General features: G+C 55.0%; 21 protein-coding genes and 3 rRNA genes. 12 read left to right on the plus strand and 12 right to left on the minus strand.

Annotated elements, in window-relative coordinates; all coding sequences use genetic code 11:
• Positions 1-10 precede the first annotated feature (10 nt).
• From SR894_RS22695 to gpmI, 3 genes are all read right to left on the minus strand, one after another.
• Entirely contained in the window at positions 11-1,324 is a 1,314-nt protein-coding gene (locus SR894_RS22695; RefSeq protein ID WP_223289093.1) for a S41 family peptidase, read from the minus strand.
• Positions 1,325-1,430: 106 nt separating this feature from the next.
• Entirely contained in the window at positions 1,431-2,573 is a 1,143-nt protein-coding gene (locus tag SR894_RS22700) for a murein hydrolase activator EnvC family protein (RefSeq protein ID WP_133733101.1), read from the minus strand.
• On the minus strand, positions 2,573-4,150 hold the full coding sequence (gpmI, locus tag SR894_RS22705) for a 2,3-bisphosphoglycerate-independent phosphoglycerate mutase (protein WP_223289094.1): 1,578 nt from the start codon (positions 4,148-4,150) through the stop codon (positions 2,573-2,575). Before gpmI ends, SR894_RS22700 begins: the two co-directional genes overlap by 1 nt.
• Before the next feature lie 366 nt (positions 4,151-4,516).
• On the opposite strand from gpmI, the gene SR894_RS22710 reads away from it, so the two are divergent.
• The 7 genes from SR894_RS22710 to ruvX all read left to right on the plus strand — a co-directional run bounded on the left by SR894_RS22710 (position 4,517) and on the right by ruvX (position 9,201).
• The gene (locus tag SR894_RS22710) at positions 4,517-4,939 is read left to right on the plus strand and encodes a rhodanese-like domain-containing protein (RefSeq protein ID WP_022521003.1); all 423 of its coding nucleotides are present in this window, start codon (positions 4,517-4,519) and stop codon (positions 4,937-4,939) included.
• Between the two features lie 41 nt (positions 4,940-4,980).
• On the plus strand, positions 4,981-5,490 hold the full coding sequence (gene secB / locus SR894_RS22715) for a protein-export chaperone SecB (RefSeq protein WP_133733098.1): 510 nt from the start codon (positions 4,981-4,983) through the stop codon (positions 5,488-5,490).
• Positions 5,491-5,493: 3 nt separating this feature from the next.
• Positions 5,494-6,261: a 16S rRNA (uracil(1498)-N(3))-methyltransferase gene (locus tag SR894_RS22720; RefSeq protein ID WP_223289095.1), complete on the plus strand. Its 768-nt coding sequence runs from the start codon at positions 5,494-5,496 to the stop codon at positions 6,259-6,261.
• A gap of 128 nt (positions 6,262-6,389) precedes the next feature.
• Complete coding sequence (locus SR894_RS22725) at positions 6,390-7,082, plus strand: CvfB family protein (protein ID WP_223289096.1); 693 nt, start codon at positions 6,390-6,392, stop codon at positions 7,080-7,082.
• Positions 7,083-7,159: 77 nt separating this feature from the next.
• A complete protein-coding gene (gene gshB, locus SR894_RS22730) occupies positions 7,160-8,116 on the plus strand; it encodes a glutathione synthase (RefSeq protein ID WP_223289097.1) in 957 nt (318 codons plus the stop codon).
• Positions 8,117-8,188: 72 nt separating this feature from the next.
• Complete coding sequence (locus SR894_RS22735) at positions 8,189-8,746, plus strand: YqgE/AlgH family protein (protein WP_133733094.1); 558 nt, start codon at positions 8,189-8,191, stop codon at positions 8,744-8,746.
• Positions 8,746-9,201, plus strand: a complete 456-nt coding sequence (gene ruvX / locus SR894_RS22740) for a Holliday junction resolvase RuvX (protein ID WP_022520995.1) — start codon at positions 8,746-8,748, stop codon at positions 9,199-9,201. The genes SR894_RS22735 and ruvX overlap by 1 nt, the downstream gene beginning before the upstream one ends.
• 38 nt (positions 9,202-9,239) lie before the next feature.
• Here ruvX and SR894_RS22745 read toward each other — a convergent pair whose 3' ends face one another.
• Together SR894_RS22745 and SR894_RS22750 are read right to left on the minus strand one after the other, a co-directional pair.
• Entirely contained in the window at positions 9,240-10,265 is a 1,026-nt protein-coding gene (locus SR894_RS22745; protein WP_223289098.1) for an aspartate carbamoyltransferase, read from the minus strand.
• 29 nt (positions 10,266-10,294) lie between these two features.
• Positions 10,295-10,627 carry a hypothetical protein gene (locus tag SR894_RS22750; RefSeq protein ID WP_322535478.1) on the minus strand — a complete coding sequence of 111 codons (333 nt, stop codon included), beginning with the start codon at positions 10,625-10,627 and terminating at the stop codon, positions 10,295-10,297.
• Between the two features lie 228 nt (positions 10,628-10,855).
• On the opposite strand from SR894_RS22750, the gene SR894_RS22755 reads away from it, so the two are divergent.
• The 4 genes from SR894_RS22755 (at position 10,856) to SR894_RS22770 (ending at position 17,362) form a co-directional block, all read left to right on the plus strand.
• Positions 10,856-12,388 (plus strand): 16S ribosomal RNA (locus SR894_RS22755).
• A 284-nt stretch (positions 12,389-12,672) separates the two neighbouring features.
• Positions 12,673-15,572: ribosomal RNA gene (locus SR894_RS22760) — 23S ribosomal RNA — on the plus strand.
• Positions 15,573-15,723: 151 nt separating this feature from the next.
• Positions 15,724-15,839: ribosomal RNA gene (gene rrf, locus SR894_RS22765) — 5S ribosomal RNA — on the plus strand.
• The 16S, 23S and 5S rRNA genes sit together here, the layout of an rRNA operon.
• A gap of 191 nt (positions 15,840-16,030) precedes the next feature.
• Positions 16,031-17,362: a deoxyguanosinetriphosphate triphosphohydrolase gene (locus tag SR894_RS22770; RefSeq protein ID WP_223289198.1), complete on the plus strand. Its 1,332-nt coding sequence runs from the start codon at positions 16,031-16,033 to the stop codon at positions 17,360-17,362.
• Positions 17,363-17,378: 16 nt separating this feature from the next.
• Here the strand turns inward: SR894_RS22770 and SR894_RS22775 are convergent, their stop codons facing one another.
• The 3 genes from SR894_RS22775 to SR894_RS22785 all read right to left on the minus strand — a co-directional run bounded on the left by SR894_RS22775 (position 17,379) and on the right by SR894_RS22785 (position 19,433).
• Positions 17,379-18,287: a nuclease-related domain-containing protein gene (locus tag SR894_RS22775; RefSeq protein WP_133733578.1), complete on the minus strand. Its 909-nt coding sequence runs from the start codon at positions 18,285-18,287 to the stop codon at positions 17,379-17,381.
• A 70-nt stretch (positions 18,288-18,357) separates the two neighbouring features.
• Positions 18,358-18,732 carry a translation initiation factor Sui1 gene (locus SR894_RS22780; RefSeq protein ID WP_223289199.1) on the minus strand — a complete coding sequence of 125 codons (375 nt, stop codon included), beginning with the start codon at positions 18,730-18,732 and terminating at the stop codon, positions 18,358-18,360.
• A gap of 2 nt (positions 18,733-18,734) precedes the next feature.
• Complete coding sequence (locus SR894_RS22785) at positions 18,735-19,433, minus strand: HAD family hydrolase (protein WP_133733580.1); 699 nt, start codon at positions 19,431-19,433, stop codon at positions 18,735-18,737.
• Positions 19,434-19,717: 284 nt separating this feature from the next.
• Here SR894_RS22785 and SR894_RS22790 point away from each other — a divergent pair, with 284 nt between their 5' ends.
• Positions 19,718-20,149 carry a hypothetical protein gene (locus SR894_RS22790; RefSeq protein ID WP_133733581.1) on the plus strand — a complete coding sequence of 144 codons (432 nt, stop codon included), beginning with the start codon at positions 19,718-19,720 and terminating at the stop codon, positions 20,147-20,149.
• A 16-nt stretch (positions 20,150-20,165) separates the two neighbouring features.
• On the opposite strand, the gene SR894_RS22795 is transcribed toward SR894_RS22790, so the two are convergent.
• From SR894_RS22795 to SR894_RS22810, 4 genes are all read right to left on the minus strand, one after another.
• Positions 20,166-20,516 carry a hypothetical protein gene (locus SR894_RS22795; RefSeq protein WP_022520988.1) on the minus strand — a complete coding sequence of 117 codons (351 nt, stop codon included), beginning with the start codon at positions 20,514-20,516 and terminating at the stop codon, positions 20,166-20,168.
• A gap of 148 nt (positions 20,517-20,664) precedes the next feature.
• Entirely contained in the window at positions 20,665-21,729 is a 1,065-nt protein-coding gene (gene fba, locus SR894_RS22800) for a class II fructose-bisphosphate aldolase (RefSeq protein WP_223289200.1), read from the minus strand.
• Positions 21,730-21,799: 70 nt separating this feature from the next.
• On the minus strand, positions 21,800-22,969 hold the full coding sequence (locus SR894_RS22805; RefSeq protein WP_223289201.1) for a phosphoglycerate kinase: 1,170 nt from the start codon (positions 22,967-22,969) through the stop codon (positions 21,800-21,802).
• A 60-nt stretch (positions 22,970-23,029) separates the two neighbouring features.
• Entirely contained in the window at positions 23,030-24,067 is a 1,038-nt protein-coding gene (locus tag SR894_RS22810) for a type I glyceraldehyde-3-phosphate dehydrogenase (protein ID WP_223289202.1), read from the minus strand.
• Between the last annotated feature and the right edge of the window lie 25 nt (positions 24,068-24,092).

The following is a 24,092-nucleotide window of genomic DNA, read 5'->3' on the forward strand; positions in this document are numbered from 1 at the left end:
TCAGGCGTCGTTAACGCCGCTGACGGTCGACTACATTGAGTGCTTTAAGCAGATTAAGCGCTTCGCTGAGCTGGTAATCATTGAGTAGCCGCTCGGCCATTTCCTGGCGATCCCTTGGCGCCTGCTGAGCGCTTAGGTGGCCCTCGAGATCGGCTTCACGAATTTCACGACGGCTCTCGGCGACTTCCAAACGACCGCGCACGACGTCCACATCGGGCTCAATACCTTGGGCCTGAATGGAGCGTCCGTTGGGAGTGTAGTAGAGCGCCGTGGTGAGTTTGAGTCCTTCGCCATTACCGAGTGGCATAATCTGCTGCACTGAACCTTTACCAAAACTATCGGTGCCCATAATCACGCCACGCCGCTGATCCTGCAGCGCCCCGGCGACGATTTCCGCCGCTGACGCACTGCCGCCATTGATCAACACGACCAGCGGCACATCGGCAGCGGGCGTGGTGGGTGAGGCGGAGAACGACATTTCGGTATCCGAAAGGCGCCCCTCGGTGTACACGATCAAGCCCTCATCCAGGAACAGGTCGGCAATGCCGACGGCGGCCTGTAGCACCCCACCGGGGTTATTACGTAAATCGAGTATCAACCCTTCTAAAGGCTGCTCGTGAGCCATAAGCTCAAGCGCATCGCGCGCCTGTTCCGGGGTACGCGACTGGAACTGGCTAACACGCAGGTAGCCATAACCGGGCTCGAGCAGCTCATGTTTAACGCTTTCGCTGCGAATAACCTCGCGGGTCAAGGTAAATTCTCGCGGTGAATCTTCGCCTGAACGCAGCACGCTAATGCGTAGATCGGTGCCCGGCTCGCCGCGCATCAGGGTGACGGCCTCTTGCAGCGACATGCTGTCGGTGGGTGTGCCATCAATGGCGACGATAATATCGCGAGAAAGTAGCCCCGCGCGGGAAGCGGGTGTGTCATCGATAGGCGTAATCACCATGAGCTGCCCATTCTCGGTGCCCACCTCGATACCGATGCCGCCAAATTCGCCCTGAGTCGACTCGCGCAGGCTCTGGTACTCCTCCTCATCCAAGTAGGCGGAGTGGGGGTCTAGCTCGCTTAGCATGCCGCGCATAGCGTTGCGTAGCAGCGTGCTGTCATCGACCTCCTCAACGTAGGCACGCTTAATGCGCTCGAACACCTCGGCGAAGGTCTGAATATCTTCCAGGGGTAGTTCGTAGGATGGCTCATCCCCCGCACCACTACCAGCTGGTTGGGCGAGCAGCGGTAGCGGGGCCGACAGTAAAGCAATCGGGAGCAGGGTAGCCAAGAAGCGCTTGGCGGGGGCTGATACCCCGGTAACTGATAGCGTCATGCAGACTCCGCAGGGCGATAGGTGGCGCCATAGCGCGCACCCTGTCGTGGAAAATGTTTAGTTGAAAATGAACATTGAGACATCAATAGTCATGCAGCTTATCCCGTCAGCGACGCGCAATCCAACGCTGTGGATTAATTGGTTCACCCCCGCGGCGAACTTCGAAGTAGAGCGCCGCGCGGGTTTGACCACCGCTATCACCTACGCGACCAATTTCATCACCGCGACTGACCTGCTGACCAGGCCTGACGCTAAACTGTTGCAGGTGAGCATGCAGCGTCATGATCTGGTCACCGTGGTCGATAATCAACAAGTTACCAAACCCGCGCATCCAGTCAGCGAATACCACTCGGCCAGTGTGTACGGCAGTGACCGGGGTGCCAGCGCTGGCCTGAATCACAATACCGTTATAGTGCACGCCGTCGCGATGGTGAAAATTGCTGCTGATTGAACCCTGTACCGGCCAAGGCAAATCACCTTGGGTGCTTACAATATGCGTAGTAGGCGTGGGTTCAGCAAGTTTTGCCATCTCCGCCTGGATATTACGGAGTACCCTCTCGGCCTCTTCGCGGCTCTGATTGAGGTCGGCCAGCCGCTCCTCTTCACTGCCGTAGCGGTCATCCAGGTTGGAAACAACGCCTCGCCGTTCGGTGGTGCGTTGGGCTAACAGCGCGCTTTGCTCTTCTAGCTCATCGGCCAGCGTATCGAGGCGGGCCTGTCGCTCGCTTAGCTCCTTTTGGGTATCGGCGAGCGCCGTATCAAGGCGGGCGATAGCATTTAAGCGTCGATTGCGTGCTTCAGTTAGCCGATTCATATACGCCTGCATACGATCAAGCTCGGACGGGTCGCCCTGGTTAAGCAGCAGTTTGAGCTGCGGCGTTGGGCCAAGGCGGTAAAGCGCTGAGAGCTGCTGGCCTAAGGCGGCATATTGATCAGCACGCTCGCTCTCGAGTCGGTCACGATGTTGACGGAGCTGGGTCGTTTCATCATTCAACTGGCGGCGCTCAGCTTGTAGCGTGTCTAAGCGCTGATGAGTCTCGGCAAGTTTGGTTTCGACTTCCTTGAGCTCGCGTTCGGCGTTATCGCGGGCCTCGCCAGTGGCGCTGAGGCGTTGGGCAACGGACTCGATCTCTTGGCCAATCGCATCCAATTGCCGGCGCGCCGCATTTTCATCCTGTTGGGCGAAGCCTGCTGGCGCATAACTTAGCGCCAGCAGGAGAGTTATTGCCAAATAGCGCCGATTAGACATTACTTATAATGGATCAGTGGTTTACCCGTCATCGCCTCGGGCTGCTTCTGATCCATCATGGTCAACAGCGTGGGGGCCAGGTCGCATAGTTTGCCCTCTTCAAGCGAGGCCGCACGTTCGCCGACGTAGATAAGCGGTACCACAAAGGTGGTGTGGGCGGTTTGCGGTGCGCCGGTTTCGGGATGAACCATCTGTTCGGCATTACCGTGGTCGGCGGTAATTAAGCAGGCGCCGCCTGCACGCTCGATGGCTTCAACGACACGACCCACGCAGGTATCGACGGTCTCAATGGCTTTTACCGCTGCATTGAAGTCGCCGGTGTGGCCGACCATATCGCCGTTAGCGTAGTTGCAAACGATCAGGTCAAAGCTGCCGCCATCGATAGCGTCGACAAGCTTATCGGTAATCTCAAAGGCGCTCATTTCAGGCTTTTCGTCATAGGTGCGCACATCTCGCGGTGAGGGCACCAGGATTCGCTCCTCGCCTTCGTACTCGGCTTCATTGCCGCCTGAAAAGAAGAACGTCACGTGGGGGTACTTCTCTGTTTCGGCAATACGCAGCTGTTTCATGCCACGCTTGGCGACGACTTCCCCCAGGGTGTCATTGAGATCTGATGGCGGGAAGGCGGCAGGCGCAGGAATGTCAGCGGCGTACTGGGTCATCATCACCAGTCCTTTACCGGCAAGCTTGGGACATACCCGGCGCTCGAAGCCGTTGAAATCCGGCTCGGCAAAGGCGCGGGTCAGCTCCCGGGCGCGGTCGGAGCGGAAGTTAAGGAAAATTGCTGCATCGCCATCCTGCAGGGTGATGGCATTTTCTTTGGAACCATCTTTGAGCGGTATGCTGCTAGCCGATACGAATTCGTCGGTTTCACCGCGCTGGTAGGCGTCACGGAGCGCAGTTTCAGCGCTGGTGGCGTAGTACTCCGCTTGGCCCTCGGTGAGCAGGCGGTAGGCTTGCTCAACCCGCTCCCAGCGGTTGTCGCGATCCATGGCGTAGAACCGGCCAATAATTGAGCCGACAAAGCCGTTATCAGCGCCCACCAGCTCGGCCAGGCGAGCATTGGCGCGCTCTATCGAGGCTAACGCACTCTGCGGTGGCATGTCGCGACCATCGAGGAATGCATGAATAAAAATACGCTGGGCCCCACGGCGTGCCGCGAGTTCGGCCATGGCAATAAAGTGGTCTTCATGGCTGTGGACTCCGCCGGGGGAGAGTAGGCCAATTAAGTGTACCGGCCGACCATTGGCGACAGCTTCGTCAATTGGCTGGGTGAGGTTGTCATTAACATCCAGGTCGCCGTCTTCAATCGCCTTGCTGATACGGGTGAAGTCCTGATAAACGATACGCCCGGCACCAATATTCATATGGCCGACTTCAGAGTTGCCCATCTGGCCATCGGGTAGCCCCACGTTAAGGCCATCGGTATGAACGAAGGCGTGAGGGCGGGTTTCCCACAGTTTATCCATCGTCGGCGTATGGGCAGCGGCCACCGCATTATGGTCGCTCTCGGGGTTGTGGCCGTAGCCGTCGAGAATAATCAGCGCCACGGGGCGCGGGGTGCGAGAAGTATCCATAAAAAACCTCGTTAAGATTGGCAAGCCGAACGACTCGAAAATTCGGGGTCGCGACAGGCGCACGCTTGGGGCATCATAACGCAGGCAACTGCCAGGCGTCATGATTTAGGAGGCTGTCCGGCTTAACACTGATCTACTGCGAATCCCGGTATTTTGGCCAACTTTAGTCGATCGATTTCGTTAAATAGCGCGCTATTCGCCTCAATCGATCGATAAATTTGGATCAAAATCCGTGCTTCTCGCGACGATCGGCCAAGCCGGACAGCCTCCTGGCCTGCGCGGGAAGCTATCTGACGTGTATACTTGTCGCGTTTTGGCAGCGGTTAGGCCGCTTTTTTCTGCATAGACCAAGAGATTGTGTTCGCGATGATCGATCAGGTGTTCGAATTCGTACAGAACCACCCCCTGCTAGTTGGGGCATTTTTGCTGGTGCTGATAGCGTGGATTATTTATGAAACGCGCAGCGCCTCCACAAATGCTCTGACCGCCTCGCAGGCCACTCAGCTTATCAACCGCGAAGACGCGGTGGTGCTGGATATCCGTGAAAATAAAGACTTCAAAGCCGGGCATATCGCGGGGGCGCGCAACATCCCGCAGAGCAACCTCGATAGCCGCATGAGCGAACTGGATAAAGTGAAAGCCCAGCCGATCATCGTGGTATGCAAGCACGGTCAGAGTTCTGGTGCCGCACAGGCCAAGCTCACCAAAGCAGGCTTTGAGCGCGCTTACAAGTTGAGAGGCGGTATGGCGCAGTGGCAAGGCGACGGCCTTCCGGTGGTTAAAAAGTAACCAACACTACCTTTATTTAATCAACAATCAGGAGTTTTCTCATGGCGGAAGATAACAACACACCGCAGGCGGGCGCCGCGGCAGACGAAAAACCGCAGCTCAAATTCTCGCTGCAGCGTATTTATGTAAAAGATATTTCCTTTGAAGCGCCCAATTCGCCCTCGGTGTTCAAGCAGGCGTTCAAACCCAAGGTGAACCTGGATCTTAATACAACCAGCACTAAAATTGCTGATGACCAGTATGAAGTGGTGGTCAAAGTCACTGCCCAGGTGAACGACAACGAAACCGGTACCACCTCTTTCCTAGCGGAAGTGGAGCAGGCAGGCCTTTTCCGTATTGCCGGTATTGAAGGTGCGCAGTTGGATCAGACTCTAGGTGCCTTCTGCCCTAACCTGCTGTTCCCCTATGCCCGCGAGTGCGTGGATAACCTGGTCAACCGTGGTGGTTTCCCGCCGCTGATGCTGGCACCGGTTAACTTCGAAGCGATGTACGCCCAGCGTAAGCAGCGCGAAGCACAGCAGGCTCAGAAAGCAGAAGAGAATACCCACTAAGCGATGTCGTCAGAAACGCATGCCGCTGATTGGTATGCTCGGCATGGCAAAATGCCACGACTCTATGTGCCTGCTGCTTTCGTAGCAGGCAGTGACGTCGTACTGCCTGACGGCCCGGCGCGCCATATCACCCGCGTATTGCGCATGGGTGAAGGCGCGCCGCTGGTGCTATTTGACGGCCAAGGTCTCGAGGCGGGGGTGCGTTTGGCAGACGTTAGCCGCAAGCAGACGCTAGCGCGGGTCGAAGCTGTATGGTCGGGTAGTGGTGAATCGCCACTGTCTGTCCATTTAGGCCAGGCCATCTCTAAAGGCGACCGAATGGATTACGCCATTCAGAAGGCCGTCGAGTTGGGCGTTGCGGCGATTACTCCGCTGTATACCGAGCGCGGTGACGTTCGCTTAAAGGGCGACCGCGAAGATAAAAAGCTCGCCCACTGGCAGGCAGTGGCTGCTAGCGCCTGCGAGCAGAGTGGTCGTGCGGTGGTGCCCCAAGTGCATCCGCCTATGGCGCTATCATCATGGCTTGAAGAGCGCCAAGAGCCGCTGCGCTTGATGCTGCATCTAGCGACCGGCAATGCGTTCGATCGCCAAGACCGCCCGGCGTCGGTAGCGCTGCTTATCGGCCCGGAAGGCGGTTTGAGCGAGAGCGATATCGCCGCTGCCCAAACCGCTGACTTTACGCCACTGACACTCGGCCCACGGGTTCTGCGTACGGAGACGGCTCCTGTTGTGGCACTTTCGCTGCTGCAGCACTACTTTGGAGATTTGTAAGTACTTACTATTAGTGAAAGCCATCTATCATCAAGCGTGGCTGTTTTTTTTCACTCTTATCCTGCCGCGCTTTGCCTTATCTATCTTAGGCACAATAATGTTTATCTATTTCTTTAAGGACGACACCCATGGTGCGTGAGTCACACTCATCCCCCCGATCCGCCAGCGATGCAGCCGCCCAGTTGGGAGAGGTGGCGTACCTAACGGTCACGGCCGTCAATAACATCGGCGCGTTTCTACAATGGGGGCAGCCGAAAGATGTGTTGCTGCCGTTTAGTGAGCAGCAGTTCCGCCCTGATCCCGGTAAACGGGTACTGGTCATGCTGTATAGCGACGATCAGGGGCGGCCAGTGGCGTCGATGAAGCTGGATCGTTTTTTGACCGATGAAGCCTGGGCCATGGAAAAGGGTGACGAAGTCGCCGTCGTGGTGGCGGAGCGTACTGATCTGGGTATGAAGGTGGTGGTGAATCACCGTTACTGGGGGCTTATTTATCAGGACGACGTCACTCAGCCATTGCGCCGTGGTCAATCAGTCAAGGGCTACGTGAAGCAGCGTCGTGAAGATGGTCGCCTGAATATCTCGCTGCTACCGCCAGGTGCTGCTCGTTTAGATGTGGTGGGCGATAAGATACTGCAGGCATTGCGTGAAAGCGGCGGCTATTTGGCGCTGGGGGATAAAAGCCCTGCCCATGAAGTTAAAGCACGCTTAGGGGTAAGTAAAAGCGCCTATAAACAGGCCATTGGACGGCTTTATAAGCAGCAGTTAATCACCCTGGAGCCTGACGCTATTCGCTTAGTACCTGGTGCGCTCAGCGAGTAGTGAGCTAGGGCAGTTGGAGCCTAGCGGGCAGTGCGGCATACTGGGCCTCTATTGTTCATGTTTGGATAGTGCCCCCGATGAGCCAATCAAATCTGCAGCTCGGCGTTGTGATGGATCCCATCAGCGACATCGCTTACAAGAAAGACACCACCATGGCCATGCTATGGGCCGCCCAGGATCGCGGCTACACCCTGCACTATATGGAGCAGGAGGATCTTTTCTTGAATGCAGGGCAAGCCTACGCACGTATGCGGCCGTTAACAGTGCATCGTGATCCGAACCACTGGTACGACCTGGGCGAGCCCTCTGCGCGTCCACTGGTTGAGCTGGATGTGGTGTTGATGCGTAAAGATCCGCCCGTCGACGCTGACTTTACTAACGCTGTACATTTGCTGGGCTTTGCTGAGCGTGAAGGTGTGCTGGTGGTTAACCCCACGGCAGCGCTGTTGCAGTGTAATGAAAAGCTGTTTGCGCAACAGTTCCCTCAGTGCTGCGCGCCGACGCTTGTGGCCAGCCGCGACGATGTACTGCGCGCTTTCCATGCGGAGCACGGCGATGTCATCTTCAAGCCGCTGGATGGCATGGGCGGCACCGGCATTTTTCATATTGGCCCGGAAGGCCGAAATATCGGCGCGGTCATTGAGCAGCTTACCTTGCGCGGGCAGCGGCAAATTATGGCCCAGCGCTACCTGCCGGAAATTAAGAATGGCGATACGCGTATTCTGTTGGTCGATGGTGAACCCGTTCCTTTTGGACTGGCGCGTATACCCTCTGCGGGCGAGACTCGTGGCAATCTAGCTGCCGGTGGGCGGGGCGTGAGTCGCGAGCTCACTGATCGTGATCGCTGGCTAATTCAGCAGGTACAGCCCATGATTCGTGATAAAGGCTTAATGTTTGTCGGCCTCGATGTCATCGGTGACTATATTACTGAAATCAACGTTACCAGCCCCACCTGTGTGCGTGAAATTGATGATCAGCGGGGCACTAATATTGCCGGTTTACTGCTGGATGCCATTGAGCGCCGCTTAGCCTAAGCACGGCTTCACTCTTATAATGACACTTATTACGCTATGCCTGCTGGGATGCCAGCAGGCAGTGGGAGACGCATGCAAAGTTTGAAACATCACTTTCTAATGGCTATGCCGCATTTAGAAGATCCTAATTTTGCCGGTAGTCTGATCTATCTTTGCGATCACGATAACAACGGCTGCATGGGGGTGATCACTAACCGACCGTTAGAGATCACGCTTGAGGCGCTGTTTGATCAGCTGGAATTAGGCGGTGAAGCGAGTCCACACCGTAACGCGCCGGTTTATTACGGCGGGCCGATGCATAAAGACCGTGGCTTCATTCTGCATGTTGGCGATAGCCAGCAGTGGGACTCGAGTATTCAGGTGGAGGATGGCATTGCGCTGACCACCTCGCTGGATATCCTTCAGGCCTTTGCCGCTGGCGAAGGGCCAGAGCACTTTTTAGTCTGCTTAGGCTGCGCGGGCTGGGAAGTTGGGCAGTTGGAAGAGGAACTGAAGGAGAACAGCTGGCTAACGGTTGAAGCCGAGAGCAGCGTGCTCTTCAACACACCACCCGTTGAGCGCTTAACCGCGGCGGCTGGCTTACTGGGTATTGATCTTAACCTGATGACCCGAGACGCGGGGCACGCCTGATGGCCGAAGCGGGGCAGCGGTTAATCCTGGCCTTTGACTACGGCACTCGGCGTATCGGTGTGGCGGTGGGCAACGAGCTGCTGCGCAGTGCACGCGAGCTCACTCCGCTGACGGCAAGGGATGGGATTCCCGATTGGAATGTCGTGTCACGGCTGCTTAACGAGTGGCAGCCGGATCTGTTAGTGGTGGGGCTGCCGCTTAATATGGACGGCAGCGAGTCAGATATGAGCACCCGCGCTCGCAAGTTCGGAAATCGTTTGCATGGTCGTTTTGGTAAACCGTGTGAAATGGTCGATGAGCGTGGCACCACGCGGGAAGCCAAGCTAATCGCTCGTGAGGCGGGCCATAAAGGCAACTATCGTCAAGACAGTGTCGATGGCATCGCGGCCATTCTTATTCTTGAGGGCTGGTTCGCCCACCAGGAAGGCTTACCTGGCGGACGCCTCTCTTTATAATTCCTGTCTTGAAATTCCTACCCTTAAACTTTTGCGCTTTATCGATCCAACGTGCCCGTTTGGGTGGGTACGTACCAGCGCACGGGGCGTAGCTCTTTTTCGATTAGCTCATCGACTTGGAGCAGTGTCGCGAAAATCGCCATTCGCATGGGGATGCCGTTATCGGTTTGGCGGAAAATCGCCAGACGCGGGTCGCCGTTAAGATCGACATTTAAATCATTCGCGCCGGGGCGGCTATCCCTGGGCAGCGGGTGCATCACAATGGTGCTTTGGCTGCAGCGGTGATCGAGAAAATCGCGGTTAACCATAAAGTCGTCAGAGAGCCCCTGAAAGCTCTCATTCATCTCGTCGGTAAAGCGCTCCTTCTGTATCCGCGTGGTGTACACCACATCTAAATCGGCAAAACCACTAGCGAGTGAATCGCGCTGCTCAATGCGGTGGCCGCGAGAGGCTACTAAGTCAATCAGTTTGGAAGGCATCTCAAGGCCCGGCGGCGACACCAGGGTAATGCGCAGCGGATCATAGAGGGATAAAAGCTTAATCAGTGAATGTACGGTGCGGCCGTACTTCAAGTCGCCGGTGAGTAAAATATGCGCACCGGTCAGTGATTTGCCCAGGCGCTGGAACTCTTTATCAATCGTATAAAGGTCAAGTAGCGCTTGGCTGGGGTGCTCACCGGGGCCGTCACCGCCATTAATCACCGGCACATTCGTCGCCGCAGCAAACTCAGCCACCGAGCCCTGGTCGGGGTGGCGCATTACAATGGCGTCGCAGTAGCCACTCATTACGCGGCTGGTGTCATATAGTGACTCCCCCTTCGCCATAGAGGAGAAGGTGAAGCCCGTGGTGTCGCAAACGCTGCCACCTAAACGGCAAAAGGCAGCATTGAAGCTTACCCGCGTACGGGTGCTGGCTTCAAAAAACAGGTTGCCGAGTACCGCCCCTTCCAACACGCGTGTCACCTGGCGCCGCTGAGCGATTGGCTCCATGCGTGCAGCCACACGCAGTAAATGATCAACGCTTTCGCGGTTTAATGAGTCGACAGTTAGCAGGTGGTGGCTCATGACGGACCTCAGTAAAGTGGTAGATAGCGCTAGTGTAACCGCCAATAAGGGTAGTGCCGAAGGGCTTTCATTCGCTCATGGCGACCAATCTGTAATTTTTCTACAAAACCGCTTGCCAACTCGGCAACGAAACCGTAAAGTACGCATCCGCTGCCGGGGACGCCAAGCGTTACCAGCGGTGAATGAAGTGTAAAAGCAAAGCTTCGGTTTGTCAGGTAGTTAGTGCTTTTACGAAAGCCAGCGGTTTTGGATGTGGTCAGGTTTGCATCGAAAACAACGCCCTTGACAAACACCAGGAAATGCGTAGAATACGCCTTCCTCGCTGAGGCAAGCCAAGTCAACGGCAGCTCGGTTGCTTTCACAGCAACCTAACAGCGAAACAGCTCTTTAACAATTTGATCAGGTAATTCATGTGGGCGCTTGCTGATGTTGGTGACAAATCACCCAATATCAAGGCAAGCGACTCAAGCAATAAGGTTTTAAAGGATTCGTCCTTTGGGATCTGTTTTGAATGAATTCGTTTGAACCTTGAGCCAAGTTTGGTTCGCTTCTGTCACTTTCGAGTGGCGGGTAAGAACCGCATAGATCTTAAACTGAAGAGTTTGATCATGGCTCAGATTGAACGCTGGCGGCAGGCCTAACACATGCAAGTCGAGCGGTAACAGATCTAGCTTGCTAGATGCTGACGAGCGGCGGACGGGTGAGTAATGCATAGGAATCTGCCCGATAGTGGGGGATAACCTGGGGAAACCCAGGCTAATACCGCATACGTCCTACGGGAGAAAGGGGGCTCCGGCTCCCGCTATTGGATGAGCCTATGTCGGATTAGCTAGTTGGTGAGGTAATGGCTCACCAAGGCAACGATCCGTAGCTGGTCTGAGAGGATGATCAGCCACATCGGGACTGAGACACGGCCCGAACTCCTACGGGAGGCAGCAGTGGGGAATATTGGACAATGGGGGGAACCCTGATCCAGCCATGCCGCGTGTGTGAAGAAGGCCCTCGGGTTGTAAAGCACTTTCAGCGAGGAAGAACGCCTAGTGGTTAATACCCATTAGGAAAGACATCACTCGCAGAAGAAGCACCGGCTAACTCCGTGCCAGCAGCCGCGGTAATACGGAGGGTGCAAGCGTTAATCGGAATTACTGGGCGTAAAGCGCGCGTAGGTGGCTTGATAAGCCGGTTGTGAAAGCCCCGGGCTCAACCTGGGAACGGCATCCGGAACTGTCAGGCTAGAGTGCAGGAGAGGAAGGTAGAATTCCCGGTGTAGCGGTGAAATGCGTAGAGATCGGGAGGAATACCAGTGGCGAAGGCGGCCTTCTGGACTGACACTGACACTGAGGTGCGAAAGCGTGGGTAGCAAACAGGATTAGATACCCTGGTAGTCCACGCCGTAAACGATGTCGACCAGCCGTTGGGTGCCTAGAGCACTTTGTGGCGAAGTTAACGCGATAAGTCGACCGCCTGGGGAGTACGGCCGCAAGGTTAAAACTCAAATGAATTGACGGGGGCCCGCACAAGCGGTGGAGCATGTGGTTTAATTCGATGCAACGCGAAGAACCTTACCTACCCTTGACATCTACAGAAGCCGGAAGAGATTCTGGTGTGCCTTCGGGAACTGTAAGACAGGTGCTGCATGGCTGTCGTCAGCTCGTGTTGTGAAATGTTGGGTTAAGTCCCGTAACGAGCGCAACCCTTGTCCTTATTTGCCAGCACGTAATGGTGGGAACTCTAAGGAGACTGCCGGTGACAAACCGGAGGAAGGTGGGGACGACGTCAAGTCATCATGGCCCTTACGGGTAGGGCTACACACGTGCTACAATGGCCGGTACAAAGGGCTGCGAGCTCGCGAGAGTCAGCGAATCCCTTAAAGCCGGTCTCAGTCCGGATCGGAGTCTGCAACTCGACTCCGTGAAGTCGGAATCGCTAGTAATCGTGAATCAGAATGTCACGGTGAATACGTTCCCGGGCCTTGTACACACCGCCCGTCACACCATGGGAGTGGACTGCACCAGAAGTGGTTAGCCTAACGCAAGAGGGCGATCACCACGGTGTGGTTCATGACTGGGGTGAAGTCGTAACAAGGTAGCCGTAGGGGAACCTGCGGCTGGATCACCTCCTTAAACGATGCGTCACAGTCAGTAAGCGTCCACAATGAATTACCTGATCAGATAGCTGTTGATGAGCAGTGATAAGCGAATGCTTTTCTAGCTTAAAAAAAGAAAAAGGTCTTCTTTTTTTAAAGTGAAAAAACGCTTATCACTGCTTATAGCAGTCGCTCTTTAACAATGTATATCATGCTGACAAGAACACTTCGTAAGAAGTGGTCTTAAATTGTGATACGCGCAAGCGTATCCGGCAAAATGAAACGTGATTATTGCGAACCCCAGACTCCTTCGGGTTATAGGGTCAAGCAATTAAGCGCACACGGTGGATGCCTAGGCAGTCAGAGGCGATGAAAGACGTGGTAGCCTGCGATAAGGTTCGGTGAGGTGGCAACAACCTGTGACCCGGACATCTCTGAATGGGGAAACCCACTGGCCATAAGGTCAGTATCTTACACTGAATACATAGGTGTAAGAGGCGAACCAGGGGAACTGAAACATCTAAGTACCCTGAGGAAAAGAAATCAACCGAGATTCCCCTAGTAGCGGCGAGCGAACGGGGACCAGCCCTTAAGCATGTGAATGATTAGGCGAACAGATTGGGAAGTCTGGCCGTAGCGGGTGATAGCCCCGTAGTCGAAAATCTGATCATGTGAAATCGAGTAGGTCGGGGCACGAGAAACCTTGACTGAAGACGGGGGGACCATCCTCCAAGGCTAAATACTCCTGACTGACCGATAGTGAACCAGTACCGTGAGGGAAAGGCGAAAAGAACCCCGGAGAGGGGAGTGAAATAGATCCTGAAACCGTGTGCGTACAAGCAGTAGGAGCAGACTTGTTCTGTGACTGCGTACCTTTTGTATAATGGGTCAGCGACTTATATTCAGTGGCGAGGTTAACCGTATAGGGGAGCCGTAGGGAAACCGAGTCTTAACTGGGCGACACAGTCGCTGGATATAGACCCGAAACCGAGCGATCTATCCATGAGCAGGGTGAAGGTTGAGTAACATCAACTGGAGGCCCGAACCAGGATCTGTTGAAAAAGATTTGGATGACTTGTGGATCGGAGTGAAAGGCTAATCAAGCTCGGAGATAGCTGGTTCTCCTCGAAAGCTATTTAGGTAGCGCCTCACGTATTACCGCCGGGGGTAGAGCACTGTTTCGGCTAGGGGGTCATCCCGACTTACCAACCCGAGGCAAACTCCGAATACCGGTGAGTAGAGCGTGGGAGACACACGGCGGGTGCTAACGTCCGTCGTGAAAAGGGAAACAACCCAGACCGTCAGCTAAGGTCCCGAAATCCTGGTTAAGTGGGAAACGATGTGGGAAGGCTCAGACAGCTAGGAGGTTGGCTTAGAAGCAGCCATCCTTTAAAGAAAGCGTAATAGCTCACTAGTCGAGTCGGCCTGCGCGGAAGATGTAACGGGGCTAAACCAGGTACCGAAGCTACGGGTGAGTCCATATTTCGATATGGATTCGCGGTAGAGGAGCGTCGTGTAAGCCAATGAAGGTGAATTGAGAAGTTCGCTGGAGGTATCACGAGTGCGAATGCTGACATGAGTAACGATAAAGGGAGTGAAAAACTCCCTCGCCGGAAGACCAAGGGTTTCTGTTCGACGCTAATCGGAGCAGAGTGAGTCGGCCCCTAAGGCGAGGCCGAAAGGCGTAGTCGATGGGAAACGGGTCAATATTCCCGTACCGGACATGGTTGCGATGGGGGGACGAAGAAGGCTAGGTGAGCCAGGCGTTGGTTGTCCTGGTGAAAGTGAGTAGGCTTGGATCTTAGGTAAATCCGGGATCCTTTAAGGCCGAGACACGAGATGAACTGACCACGGTCAGGAAGTCACTGATGCCACGCTTCCAGGAAAAGCCTCTAAGCTTCAGATCATGTGCGACCGTACCCCAAACCGACACAGGTGGTCAGGGTGAGAATCCCAAGGCGCTTGAGAGAACTCGGGTGAAGGAACTAGGCAAAATGGTGCCGTAACTTCGGGAGAAGGCACGCCGGCGTAGGGTGATGAGACTTGCTCTCTAAGCCCGAACCGGTCGAAGATACCAGGTGGCTGCAACTGTTTATTAAAAACACAGCACTCTGCTAACGCGCAAGCGGACGTATAGGGTGTGACGCCTGCCCGGTGCCGGAAGGTTAAATGATGGTGTTAGCCGCAAGGCGAAGCTCTTGATTGAAGCCCCGGTAAACGGCGGCCGTAACTATAACGGTCCTAAGGTAGCGAAATTCCTTGTCGGGTAAGTTCCGACCTGCACGAATGGCGTAATGATGGCCACGCTGTCTCCACCCGAGACTCAGTGAAATTGAAATCGCCGTGAAGATGCGGTGTACCCGCGGCTAGACGGAAAGACCCCGTGAACCTTTACTATAGCTTCACACTGGACGCTGATGTTGCCTGTGTAGGATAGCTGGGAGGCTTTGAAACTCGGACGCCAGTTCGGGCGGAGCCAACCTTGAAATACCAGCCTGGCATCATTGGCGTTCTCACTCAGGTCCGTCATCCGGATCGAGGACAGTGTGTGGTGGGTAGTTTGACTGGGGCGGTCTCCTCCTAAAGAGTAACGGAGGAGCACGAAGGTACCCTCAGCACGGTCGGACATCGTGCATTGAGTGCAAGAGCATAAGGGTGCTTGACTGCGAGACAGACACGTCGAGCAGGTGCGAAAGCAGGTTCTAGTGATCCGGTGGTTCTGTATGGAAGGGCCATCGCTCAACGGATAAAAGGTACTCCGGGGATAACAGGCTGATACCGCCCAAGAGTTCACATCGACGGCGGTGTTTGGCACCTCGATGTCGGCTCATCACATCCTGGGGCTGAAGTCGGTCCCAAGGGTATGGCTGTTCGCCATTTAAAGTGGTACGCGAGCTGGGTTTAGAACGTCGTGAGACAGTTCGGTCCCTATCTGCCGTGGGCGTTGGATGTTTGAGAAGGGCTGCTCCTAGTACGAGAGGACCGGAGTGGACGACCCTCTGGTGTTCCGGTTGTCACGCCAGTGGCATTGCCGGGTAGCTATGGTCGGACGGGATAACCGCTGAAAGCATCTAAGCGGGAAGCCCCCTTCAAGATGAGACATCCCTGAGGCCTAGAGCCTCCTGAAGGGCCCAGCGAGACCAGCTGGTTGATAGGCACGGTGTGGAAGCGCTGCAAGGCGTTGAGCTAACGTGTACTAATGGCCCGTGAGGCTTGACCCTATAACACCCAAGGGGTCTGGTCGTGATGATGACGTGAATGAATACCGGATACGCAGCGTGTGGCCCAGGCAACAGACTGCCAGGGCGGCAGGCGATAAGACGCTCACAATTTAGTTAAAAACAGTCAGCATGATGTACATTACCCGTTACGCCTGACGACCATAGCACGCGTGAACCACCTGATCCCTTGCCGAACTCAGAAGTGAAACCGCTTAGCGCCGATGGTAGTGTGGGGTCTCCCCATGCGAGAGTAGGTCATCGTCAGGCACTTATTATGAAAAATCCCCCAGGGCTGATGCCTTGGGGGATTTTTTTTGCTTGTGTGGTGAATGGTGAGGCGTAAGGGGTAAGTCGTGAATCGTGAGTAGAAAAACCTCACACTGACTCTTCACTCTTCACCATAACGTACGGTTTTCCGGCGTTTTATGTCAGAATGCACTCCTCAAGGAGAAATGCCCATGACTCAGATGCGCTGGGAACAGTTACTTTCCCCACGTCGTCTTCACGATCAACGCTCAACAAGCACCCGTGAAATTGGCCGTAGCCCGTTTCATAAAGATCACGACCGAATTGTTTTCTCAGGTTCGTTTAGGCGCCTTGGGCGTAAGACCCAGGTGCATCCGCTGACTGAAAACGACCATATCCATACTCGTCTAACTCACTCGCTAGAGGTTGGCTGTGTAGGTCGTTCCTTGGGTATGATTGTGGGCGAACTATTACATGATCGTTTGCCAGCGTGGATAACACCAGCGGATCTTGGCGTCATTGTGCAGACGGCTTGCCTAGGGCATGACATTGGTAATCCCCCTTTTGGTCATGCTGGTGAGTATGCTATTCGCGACTGGTTTCAGCGTGCTCAGAGCAGCGGCTTGTTAGAAGGTCTTTCAGACGCTGAGCGCGAGGATCTACTGACCTACGAAGGTAACGCTCAAGGTTTTCGGGTAATTACCCAGATCGAATATAACCAGTTTAATGGCGGCATGCGGCTATCAGCGGCCACACTGGGGGCGCTGCTTAAATATCCTTGGACGGTTCGCTACAGCGGGCGCGCAGGCAAGTTTGGTGCATACCAGTCAGAGCAGGCGCTGTTAAAAGAAGTGGCTGAAGCGGTGGGGTTATTGCCCCAAGGCGAGCAACGCTGGTGTCGCCACCCGTTGGCTTGGCTTGTCGAAGCCGCCGATGATATCTGTTACGCCCTGTTGGATCTGGAAGACGGTTTAGAAATGGGCATCCTGCGTTATGAAGAGGTAGTCGAAATACTACGCCAAATTGCCGGGGAGTTTCCGCCCGAGTATGCCGATATGCAAGCCCGTAACGTGTCTCAGCGTCGCCGTATTGCGCTGCTACGAGGCGCTGCCATGGAGCGTGCGGTTAATGATGTCGGTGCGGTGTTTGTGCAGCATGAGCAGGCCCTGCTGAGTGGCTCGCTCAGTGATGACCTTTTAGAGTTGTGTCACCCCGACCTGGGGTGGGGCGTTCAGGCGGCTAAGCAGTTGGCTCGAGAGCGTATTTTCCAGAATGAGCGTAAGGCAAAGCTGGAGATTGGCGCCTATACGACGCTGGGTATTCTGCTGGAAGCCTTTATTGGCGCTGCACACGAGCTTCATCACACAGGGCACTCATCGTTTAAACATCAGCGTGTGCTGGCCCTGATCGGCGAAAATACTCCCCTGCCATCTTGGTCACTCTACGATAGCTATCGACGAATGCTGGACTTTATTGGTGGGATGACAGACCACTATGCAGTGGATCTGGCCCAGGAAATGGGCGGCCGACTACGCGGCGATTGAGCGGAGGGGAGGACACTTAAACTGAAGGTTGGCTCAGGTGTTTCAACTCCATCAACTGAGCGCGCTCAAGTAGAACATTAATGATCTTGTCATGGATGTCATCATTGAGTGGGGCTGGCGTTAGCTCGGTTATCTGCTTTGCAAGGGTATCACCGCTTACCACCAGAATATCCGTGGCAGCTTCGCTGTTATCTATTTTCCAACCCGGCAGCACCAATACGCCCCGTACGGGTACGGGCACGCCGCAGCGTCGCTCGAGCCAGTGAGTCAGCCAGCTAACCCCTTGGCGTGTTTTATGCAGCGGACGACGCTCTTGCCAGTGCGGAAAACGCAACCGCTCGCGCTCCACCGCTACGGTGTTGAGCTCATTACCATCGGTGCCGATCGCGAGTGTTCTTGCCCGTGTCTCGACCACAAATACCCCATGCGGCGTTACGACGACGTGATCAATCGTGAAGCTATCGGTGGGCACATCATGAAATACATAGTAAGGGTGGGCATCAGGGCGGACTAAGCGCTCTAGCTCTTGGCCAACAGCGAGTTCGCAAGCTAAGCCTAGTTTTAAGCGCCGGATACGCTGATAGTCGCGAACCAACAGTAGTGAAAAAGTCAGTACCAGCAACGTACTAAGCAGCCCATACAGCGCCCACTCAACCCAGTCCTGCTTATCCACAAACAGCATGCGTCCCATGCCGTAAACTAGCGGGGCGAGGCTGATAATGGGCCCTAATGCACCGTTTAAAAAAAGGCTGGAAAACGCTTGATCAAGGCGATGCCGTAGCGCTTGGCCCGGCTCACGAAGGGGGGCGTTGAATGGGGAGTGAACGCGAGCATCATGCAGGCTGCGCAGCGCAAGGACAATACTGGCCATTGCCGCCATGGGGAATAAAAAAATCAGGGGTAGCACGTATTCCAGCCAAGCCATTGCAGTGCCTTGCTCTATAGAGACTTACTCAATGGTAAGCCCTGATGGTAAGTCATAGTGGGGTAGAGGCCTAACCTCCAGCGAATTTAACCTGGTAGCCAAGGGCGCTTAACTCCTGATGCAAGGTATCGCGGTGGTCGCCTTGAATTTCAATAATACCCTCTTTAACTGCGCCACCCGTTCCACACCGCTTTTTAAGCGTTTTAGCTAACGTTTTCAGCTCTTCGCTCGGTAAAGGAATGCCACTGACGGTGGTAACACCTTTGCCTTTACGGCCACTCGTTTCGCGGCGAATGCGCACCACGCCATCAAGTGCCGCTAGCCGTTGCTGCTCACTCAAATCATCGCAGTGGCAGTCATCGAGTGGTTCCCGGCAGTTGGGGCAGATTTTGCCATGTTCGGTGGAGTAAACCAGCCCACCAAGCTGGTCACGTAAAGAGGCCATTATCATCCTCCAATCGAGTGTTGAGGCACGGGCGTTTGCCAATATTCACGTGTAAGCCGCTCCACCACGGCGGGTAACTGAAACATGTTACTGATCATGATAGCGTTTTCAGGCGTTGTTTCAGCATCAGGGAAACGGTTTAGGTGGATCACCGTCATTCCCGCTTGAAGCGCCGCGCGCACACCTACCAAGGCATCATCTATGGCAATGCAGTCACGCGCTGAATAGCCCATGATACTCGCTGCGTGTAAATGTAAACAGGGTTCGGGCTTCCAGCAATTGGCGGTGTAGCCACTGAAAAAGCGTTTGCCAAAATAGTGGCTGAGTCCGGTAGCCTCTAATGCAGTGCGAATTTTGCTTTCAGGTCCATTAGACACCACGGCACTGGGATACGCCGACAATATATCCAGCGCTTCGTGGGCGCCTGGTATGGTCATCAACTCCTGAGCAAGCCGGGTGGCTAGATTGGCCCGCATAGAGGCTTCCATGCGGTCAAGCTGTTCAGGGTCAACGTCACCATAGCGTTGCTGCAGTTCAGCAACGATGCGTCGAAAGCGCGCTCCACGAAATTCGCCAAGATAATCAGCAGGCGCGAAAGGCAGGCCTACTGAATTGAGCCCGGCAGCCATTTCTTCGGCCAGTAGCGGCTCGCTATCGACAAGAGTGCCATCACAGTCAAACAGCAAAAGTGGGAGCGGCATTGTGATTCCTTGCAGCGGCTTATGCACTGCCAGTGTTAGTTGAAGCCATCCATACTGCTATTGAACGGGATTTTACGTCATTTGTGAACACTGTTTTGTTATTTTTTGCTTGCCTGATCGCGACTCTTGAGCCAGCTTAAACGGCTACACTGGTTTTAGTGGGCTGTTTGATGCGATCTAACATCGGGAAAAAATGTTGCGTTAGCGTTGGAAATGGCCAAGCTGCGCTGAAGAGATTGTAGGGATACACTATCTTGTCATAACCACAACATGGAGAACGCCCAATGCGTCTAACCCCTTGGTTGCTACCCTTTGCGCTCAGCGCTGCTTTGCTAACGACCACTGGCTATGTGTTTGCTGATAGCCATGAGTCAGAGGGCGAGCAGCACGAGCCTCTGGACGATGAAGCGCTTGAAGAGGAGTACGGTATTAAAGCGGGATCAGTAAAGCGTGATGAAGATGAAGGCACTTCTTCTAGCGGTTCAGAAAGCGCTGACGAGCAGGCACGTGTTCGTGAAGAGGAAGAGGAGGAAGAGAAAAACGAAGAAGTAGCCACCAGCGAGGGCGAGGCTGATGTCGAGCTTGAGCCTGGAAAGAGTGAAGATCGCAACCCAGAGGCTGGCACAGGCGGCACTGGTAGCCCGGAAGATGCCATTCACAGCAGCGAAGAAGAGAATAGCGAAGATGATGAAGAAGGCACCGACGATAATGAGTAACGTCAGTGCCTAAGCGCTACTTGGCGAGTCTGCGCGAGTTAGCGCTACTACGCTGGTGGTAAGGCTTCATCGTGCGCTGGCTGGTAACCCACCAGGGGGCCTGCTTACCGCTCATTGAGTTGAGCAGCGCTTTTTGCATAACGAGGCCAGCTTCCATGCTGGCCTCGAGTTTTTCAGTGACCATGCGTTGATTCTCTTGCATCATTTTAGGGCTGAAAAACGGCTGTGTTTGCCATAAATGATTTCGCATAGTGATTGTCGATAAAGACGTCGACCATAGCTCAAAAGCCATGATGCCGACTTTCCATATATCGAACATCGCTACCGGGGTAGTGGGCATTAGGGAAAGGGGAGTGGTCGATTTCATCAGCGTTGTGGCCTCCTTGCTGGAACACGAGACGTCGTGGCCTCATCACCAGTGTTAGCCTATCAATGCTGCGTTGCAACATCTATTTAATTAGCCACAAAAAAGACGACCAGTTGGTCGTCTTTTTCGAAAGTGCGCAATTACACGCTTATTTTACCTTGGGAGCCAGCTCGCCGCGCTCGTAGCGCAGGAACATCTCTTCCAGGCTAATCGGCTTAATCTTGCTGGCGTTGCCAGCCGTGCCAAAGGCTTCGTAGCGAGCGATACATAGATCGCGCATCGCGGTAACGGTCTCTTTCAAGAACTTACGCGGGTCGAATTCTGACGGGTTCTCGGCCAAAAAGCGCCGCACTGCACCGGTAGATGCCAAGCGCAGGTCGGTATCGATATTGACCTTGCGCACGCCGTGTTTAATACCCTCAACGATCTCTTCGACGGGCACGCCGTACGTTTCGGGGATCTCGCCGCCGTACTGGTTAATCACTTCCAGCCACTCCTGGGGAACAGAAGAGGAGCCGTGCATGACCAGATGAGTATCCGGAATCCGCGCGTGGATCTCTTTAATACGCTGGATAGAGAGCGTGTCACCGGTAGGCGGCTTAGTGAACTTGTAAGCACCGTGGCTGGTGCCAATGGCAATCGCCAGTGCGTCCACATGGGTCGCTTTCACGAACTCCGCGGCTTCTTCCGGGTCGGTCAGCAGCTGCTCCATATCCAACTTGCCTTCCGCGCCGATACCGTCTTCTTCACCGGCCATGCCGGTTTCCAGGCTGCCCAGGCAGCCCAGCTCGCCTTCGACGGAAACGCCACAGGCGTGCGCCATCTCTACCGCGCGACGAGTAACGTTGACGTTATAGTCGTAGTCGGTTGGCGTTTTGCCATCTTCACCCAGCGAGCCATCCATCATCACCGATGAGAAGCCGAGCTGAATAGAGCGCTGGCAGACCGCAGGGCTGGTGCCGTGATCCTGATGCATGACCACAGGAATATGCGGAAACTCTTCGACGGCCGCCAAAATCAGATGACGCAGGAACGGTGCGCCTGCGTACTTACGTGCACCGGCAGATGCTTGCACGATGACCGGCGAATCGGTGGCATCAGCGGCTTCCATAATGGCGCGCATCTGCTCAAGGTTGTTGACGTTGAACGCCGGAATGCCGTAACCGTATTCGGCGGCGTGGTCGAGCATCTGGCGCATGCTGATCAGAGCCATGAAGTTACCTTATCTATGTTTTAGAGACTGGGTTTTAGAGACTGAGCGTTCAGGTTCAAGACGTGCAATGTTAACCGCGTTTGGCTGCGGCTTCGAGTGCAGCGACAGCAGGTAATTGCTTGCCTTCTACATATTCAAGAAAGGCACCACCACCGGTAGAAATGTACGAAACACGATCCGCAATGGCATATTTATCAATGGCCGCTAACGTGTCGCCGCCACCCGCAATAGAGAAACCTGCGCTATCGGCGATAGCCTGCGCGATTACCTGAGTGCCTTTACCAAACTGATCGATTTCAAATACACCGACGGGGCCGTTCCACAATATGGTGCCGGCGTCTTTGAGCATGCTGGCCAAGTGAGCAGCGGTATCTGGGCCGATATCCAGAATCATCTCGTTGTCAGCTACTTGATCTACCGGTTTGACAACCGCCTTGGCCGACTCAGAAAACTCGGTGGCGACGACAACATCGGTAGGAAGCGGAATCGAGACCTTCTCCATCAGCGCTTTGGCTTGGCCCACCAACTCGGCCTCATGGAGCGATTTACCGACATTGTACCCCGCCGCGGCAATAAAGGTGTTGGCGATACCACCACCGACGATCAGTTGATCGCATTTATCCGCCAGCGCGGTGAGAACATCCAGCTTGGTAGAGACCTTCGAGCCGCCGACGATGGCTGCCATGGGTCGGGCCGGGTGCGCTAGCGCTTTTTCAAGCGCATCGAGTTCCTGGGCAAGCAAAGGGCCAGCGCAGGCGCTGGGGGCAAAACGTGCCACGCCGTGGGTAGAGGCTTGAGCACGGTGGGCGGTGCCAAAGGCATCCATCACAAAGATATCGCACAGCGCGGCGTATTGTTTCGCCAGCTGTTCATCGTCTTTTTTCTCGCCGCTGTTAAAGCGTACGTTCTCTAGTAGTACGACGTCGCCGTTGGCGAGATCCAGCGTTTCGCCGAGATAGGCTTTAATCAGCGGCACTGGGCGGCCTAACAGTTCACTCAGGTGTTCAGCCACCGGCGCCAGGGAAAACTCTTCGGCGGGCTCACCTTCGGTGGGGCGTCCTAAATGACTCATCAACATCACCTTCGCCCCAGCCTTTGCGGCGGCTTGGATTGTTGGCAGTGCGGCACGCAGGCGGGCGTCGCTGGAGACGCGGCCGTGTTTGATGGGCACATTCAAATCTTCACGAATCAGCACGCGTTGTCCTTCCAGGGGAAGGTCAGTCATCTTGTTTACATTCATGGAAGCGGTTTCCTCGTGTTTAGGCCGTGGAACTCAATATAAACAGCTAATGCAAATAGGTTACGTTTCTGTCGAAAGTCTGGCCAGCCGCTGGCTAATATCGAGCATACGGTTAGCGAACCCCCACTCGTTGTCGAACCAGCACAGCAGCTTGATAAGGCGCTTGCCCGCTACCCGTGTCTGGGTAGCGTCCAGGATGCCTGAGCGAGGGTCGTGATTAAAATCAACCGACGCCATAGGCGCTTCAGTATAGCCAAGTACGCCCTTTAAGCGCTGCTGACTGGCGGCCAGCAGTAGCGTATTCACATCGTCGCGGTGGGTGTCGCGGCTGACGGTGAGCGCCACGTCCATGGCAGAGACATTGATCGTGGGGACGCGTACGTGCAGGCATTCAAAGCGGCCCGCAAGATTGGGCATCAAGCGGCTAATACCCAGCGCCAAGCCGGTGTCCACTGGCACAATAGAGTGCATTGCCGAGCGAGTAAGACGCAGGTCGGTCTGGTGGTAGGCATCGATCACCGGCTGGTCGTTCATCGCCGAGTGAATCGTCGTGGTGACACCGTGCTCAAGGCCTAGAGCTTCATCCAGAACGGTCAATAGCGGCACAAGACAGTTTGTGGTGCACGAAGCGGCAGACAGAACGCGCTGAGAAAGCGACAGCTCGCCTTCATTAATGCCCCACACAATGGTGGCATCGACATCATTTTCCGCTGGCTGAGAAAAAAGCAGCCGTTTAGCGCCTGCTGCTAAGTGCAGCTCGGCGGTGGCACGATCTTTAAAGCTCCCTGAGCACTCCAGCACCAGATCCACATCAAGCGCCCTCCAGGGTAGCTTGCGTGGGTCTTGTTCGCAGAGTACCTGGATGCGCTGGCCGTTGACGATGAGGTACTGCCCGTCGTTCTCGACGTCACCGGGAAAGCGGCCATGGGTGGTGTCGTAACGGGTTAGATAGGTGATGGTCGCGAGATCAGAGAGTTCATTGATAGCGACCACTTCAAGTTCGGGGTGTCGCCGCTCGACGAGCGCCCGCAACACGCATTGGCCAATGCGTCCGTAACCGTTAATGGCGATGCGATACCTGGGAGCAGAATTAGCCATGCAGAAGGGTGGCTCTTAAAAGTGA

The organism is Vreelandella neptunia (assembly GCF_034479615.1).
GTDB lineage: Bacteria > Pseudomonadota > Gammaproteobacteria > Pseudomonadales > Halomonadaceae > Vreelandella > Vreelandella neptunia.

Bases quoted from the DNA above. Each gene is read 5' to 3' on its own strand.
- SR894_RS22695 (WP_223289093.1), bottom strand. From the start codon at position 1,324: ATGACGCTATCAGTTACCGGGGTATCAGCCCCCGCCAAGCGCTTCTTG.
- SR894_RS22700 (WP_133733101.1), bottom strand. From the start codon at position 2,573: ATGTCTAATCGGCGCTATTTGGCAATAACTCTCCTGCTGGCGCTAAGT.
- gpmI (WP_223289094.1), bottom strand. From the start codon at position 4,150: ATGGATACTTCTCGCACCCCGCGCCCCGTGGCGCTGATTATTCTCGAC.
- SR894_RS22710 (WP_022521003.1), top strand. From the start codon at position 4,517: ATGATCGATCAGGTGTTCGAATTCGTACAGAACCACCCCCTGCTAGTT.
- secB (WP_133733098.1), top strand. From the start codon at position 4,981: ATGGCGGAAGATAACAACACACCGCAGGCGGGCGCCGCGGCAGACGAA.
- SR894_RS22720 (WP_223289095.1), top strand. From the start codon at position 5,494: ATGTCGTCAGAAACGCATGCCGCTGATTGGTATGCTCGGCATGGCAAA.
- SR894_RS22725 (WP_223289096.1), top strand. From the start codon at position 6,390: ATGGTGCGTGAGTCACACTCATCCCCCCGATCCGCCAGCGATGCAGCC.
- gshB (WP_223289097.1), top strand. From the start codon at position 7,160: ATGAGCCAATCAAATCTGCAGCTCGGCGTTGTGATGGATCCCATCAGC.
- SR894_RS22735 (WP_133733094.1), top strand. From the start codon at position 8,189: ATGCAAAGTTTGAAACATCACTTTCTAATGGCTATGCCGCATTTAGAA.
- ruvX (WP_022520995.1), top strand. From the start codon at position 8,746: ATGGCCGAAGCGGGGCAGCGGTTAATCCTGGCCTTTGACTACGGCACT.
- SR894_RS22745 (WP_223289098.1), bottom strand. From the start codon at position 10,265: ATGAGCCACCACCTGCTAACTGTCGACTCATTAAACCGCGAAAGCGTT.
- SR894_RS22770 (WP_223289198.1), top strand. From the start codon at position 16,031: ATGACTCAGATGCGCTGGGAACAGTTACTTTCCCCACGTCGTCTTCAC.
- SR894_RS22775 (WP_133733578.1), bottom strand. From the start codon at position 18,287: ATGGCTTGGCTGGAATACGTGCTACCCCTGATTTTTTTATTCCCCATG.
- SR894_RS22780 (WP_223289199.1), bottom strand. From the start codon at position 18,732: ATGGCCTCTTTACGTGACCAGCTTGGTGGGCTGGTTTACTCCACCGAA.
- SR894_RS22785 (WP_133733580.1), bottom strand. From the start codon at position 19,433: ATGCCGCTCCCACTTTTGCTGTTTGACTGTGATGGCACTCTTGTCGAT.
- SR894_RS22790 (WP_133733581.1), top strand. From the start codon at position 19,718: ATGCGTCTAACCCCTTGGTTGCTACCCTTTGCGCTCAGCGCTGCTTTG.
- SR894_RS22795 (WP_022520988.1), bottom strand. From the start codon at position 20,516: ATGAAATCGACCACTCCCCTTTCCCTAATGCCCACTACCCCGGTAGCG.
- fba (WP_223289200.1), bottom strand. From the start codon at position 21,729: ATGGCTCTGATCAGCATGCGCCAGATGCTCGACCACGCCGCCGAATAC.
- SR894_RS22805 (WP_223289201.1), bottom strand. From the start codon at position 22,969: ATGAATGTAAACAAGATGACTGACCTTCCCCTGGAAGGACAACGCGTG.
- SR894_RS22810 (WP_223289202.1), bottom strand. From the start codon at position 24,067: ATGGCTAATTCTGCTCCCAGGTATCGCATCGCCATTAACGGTTACGGA.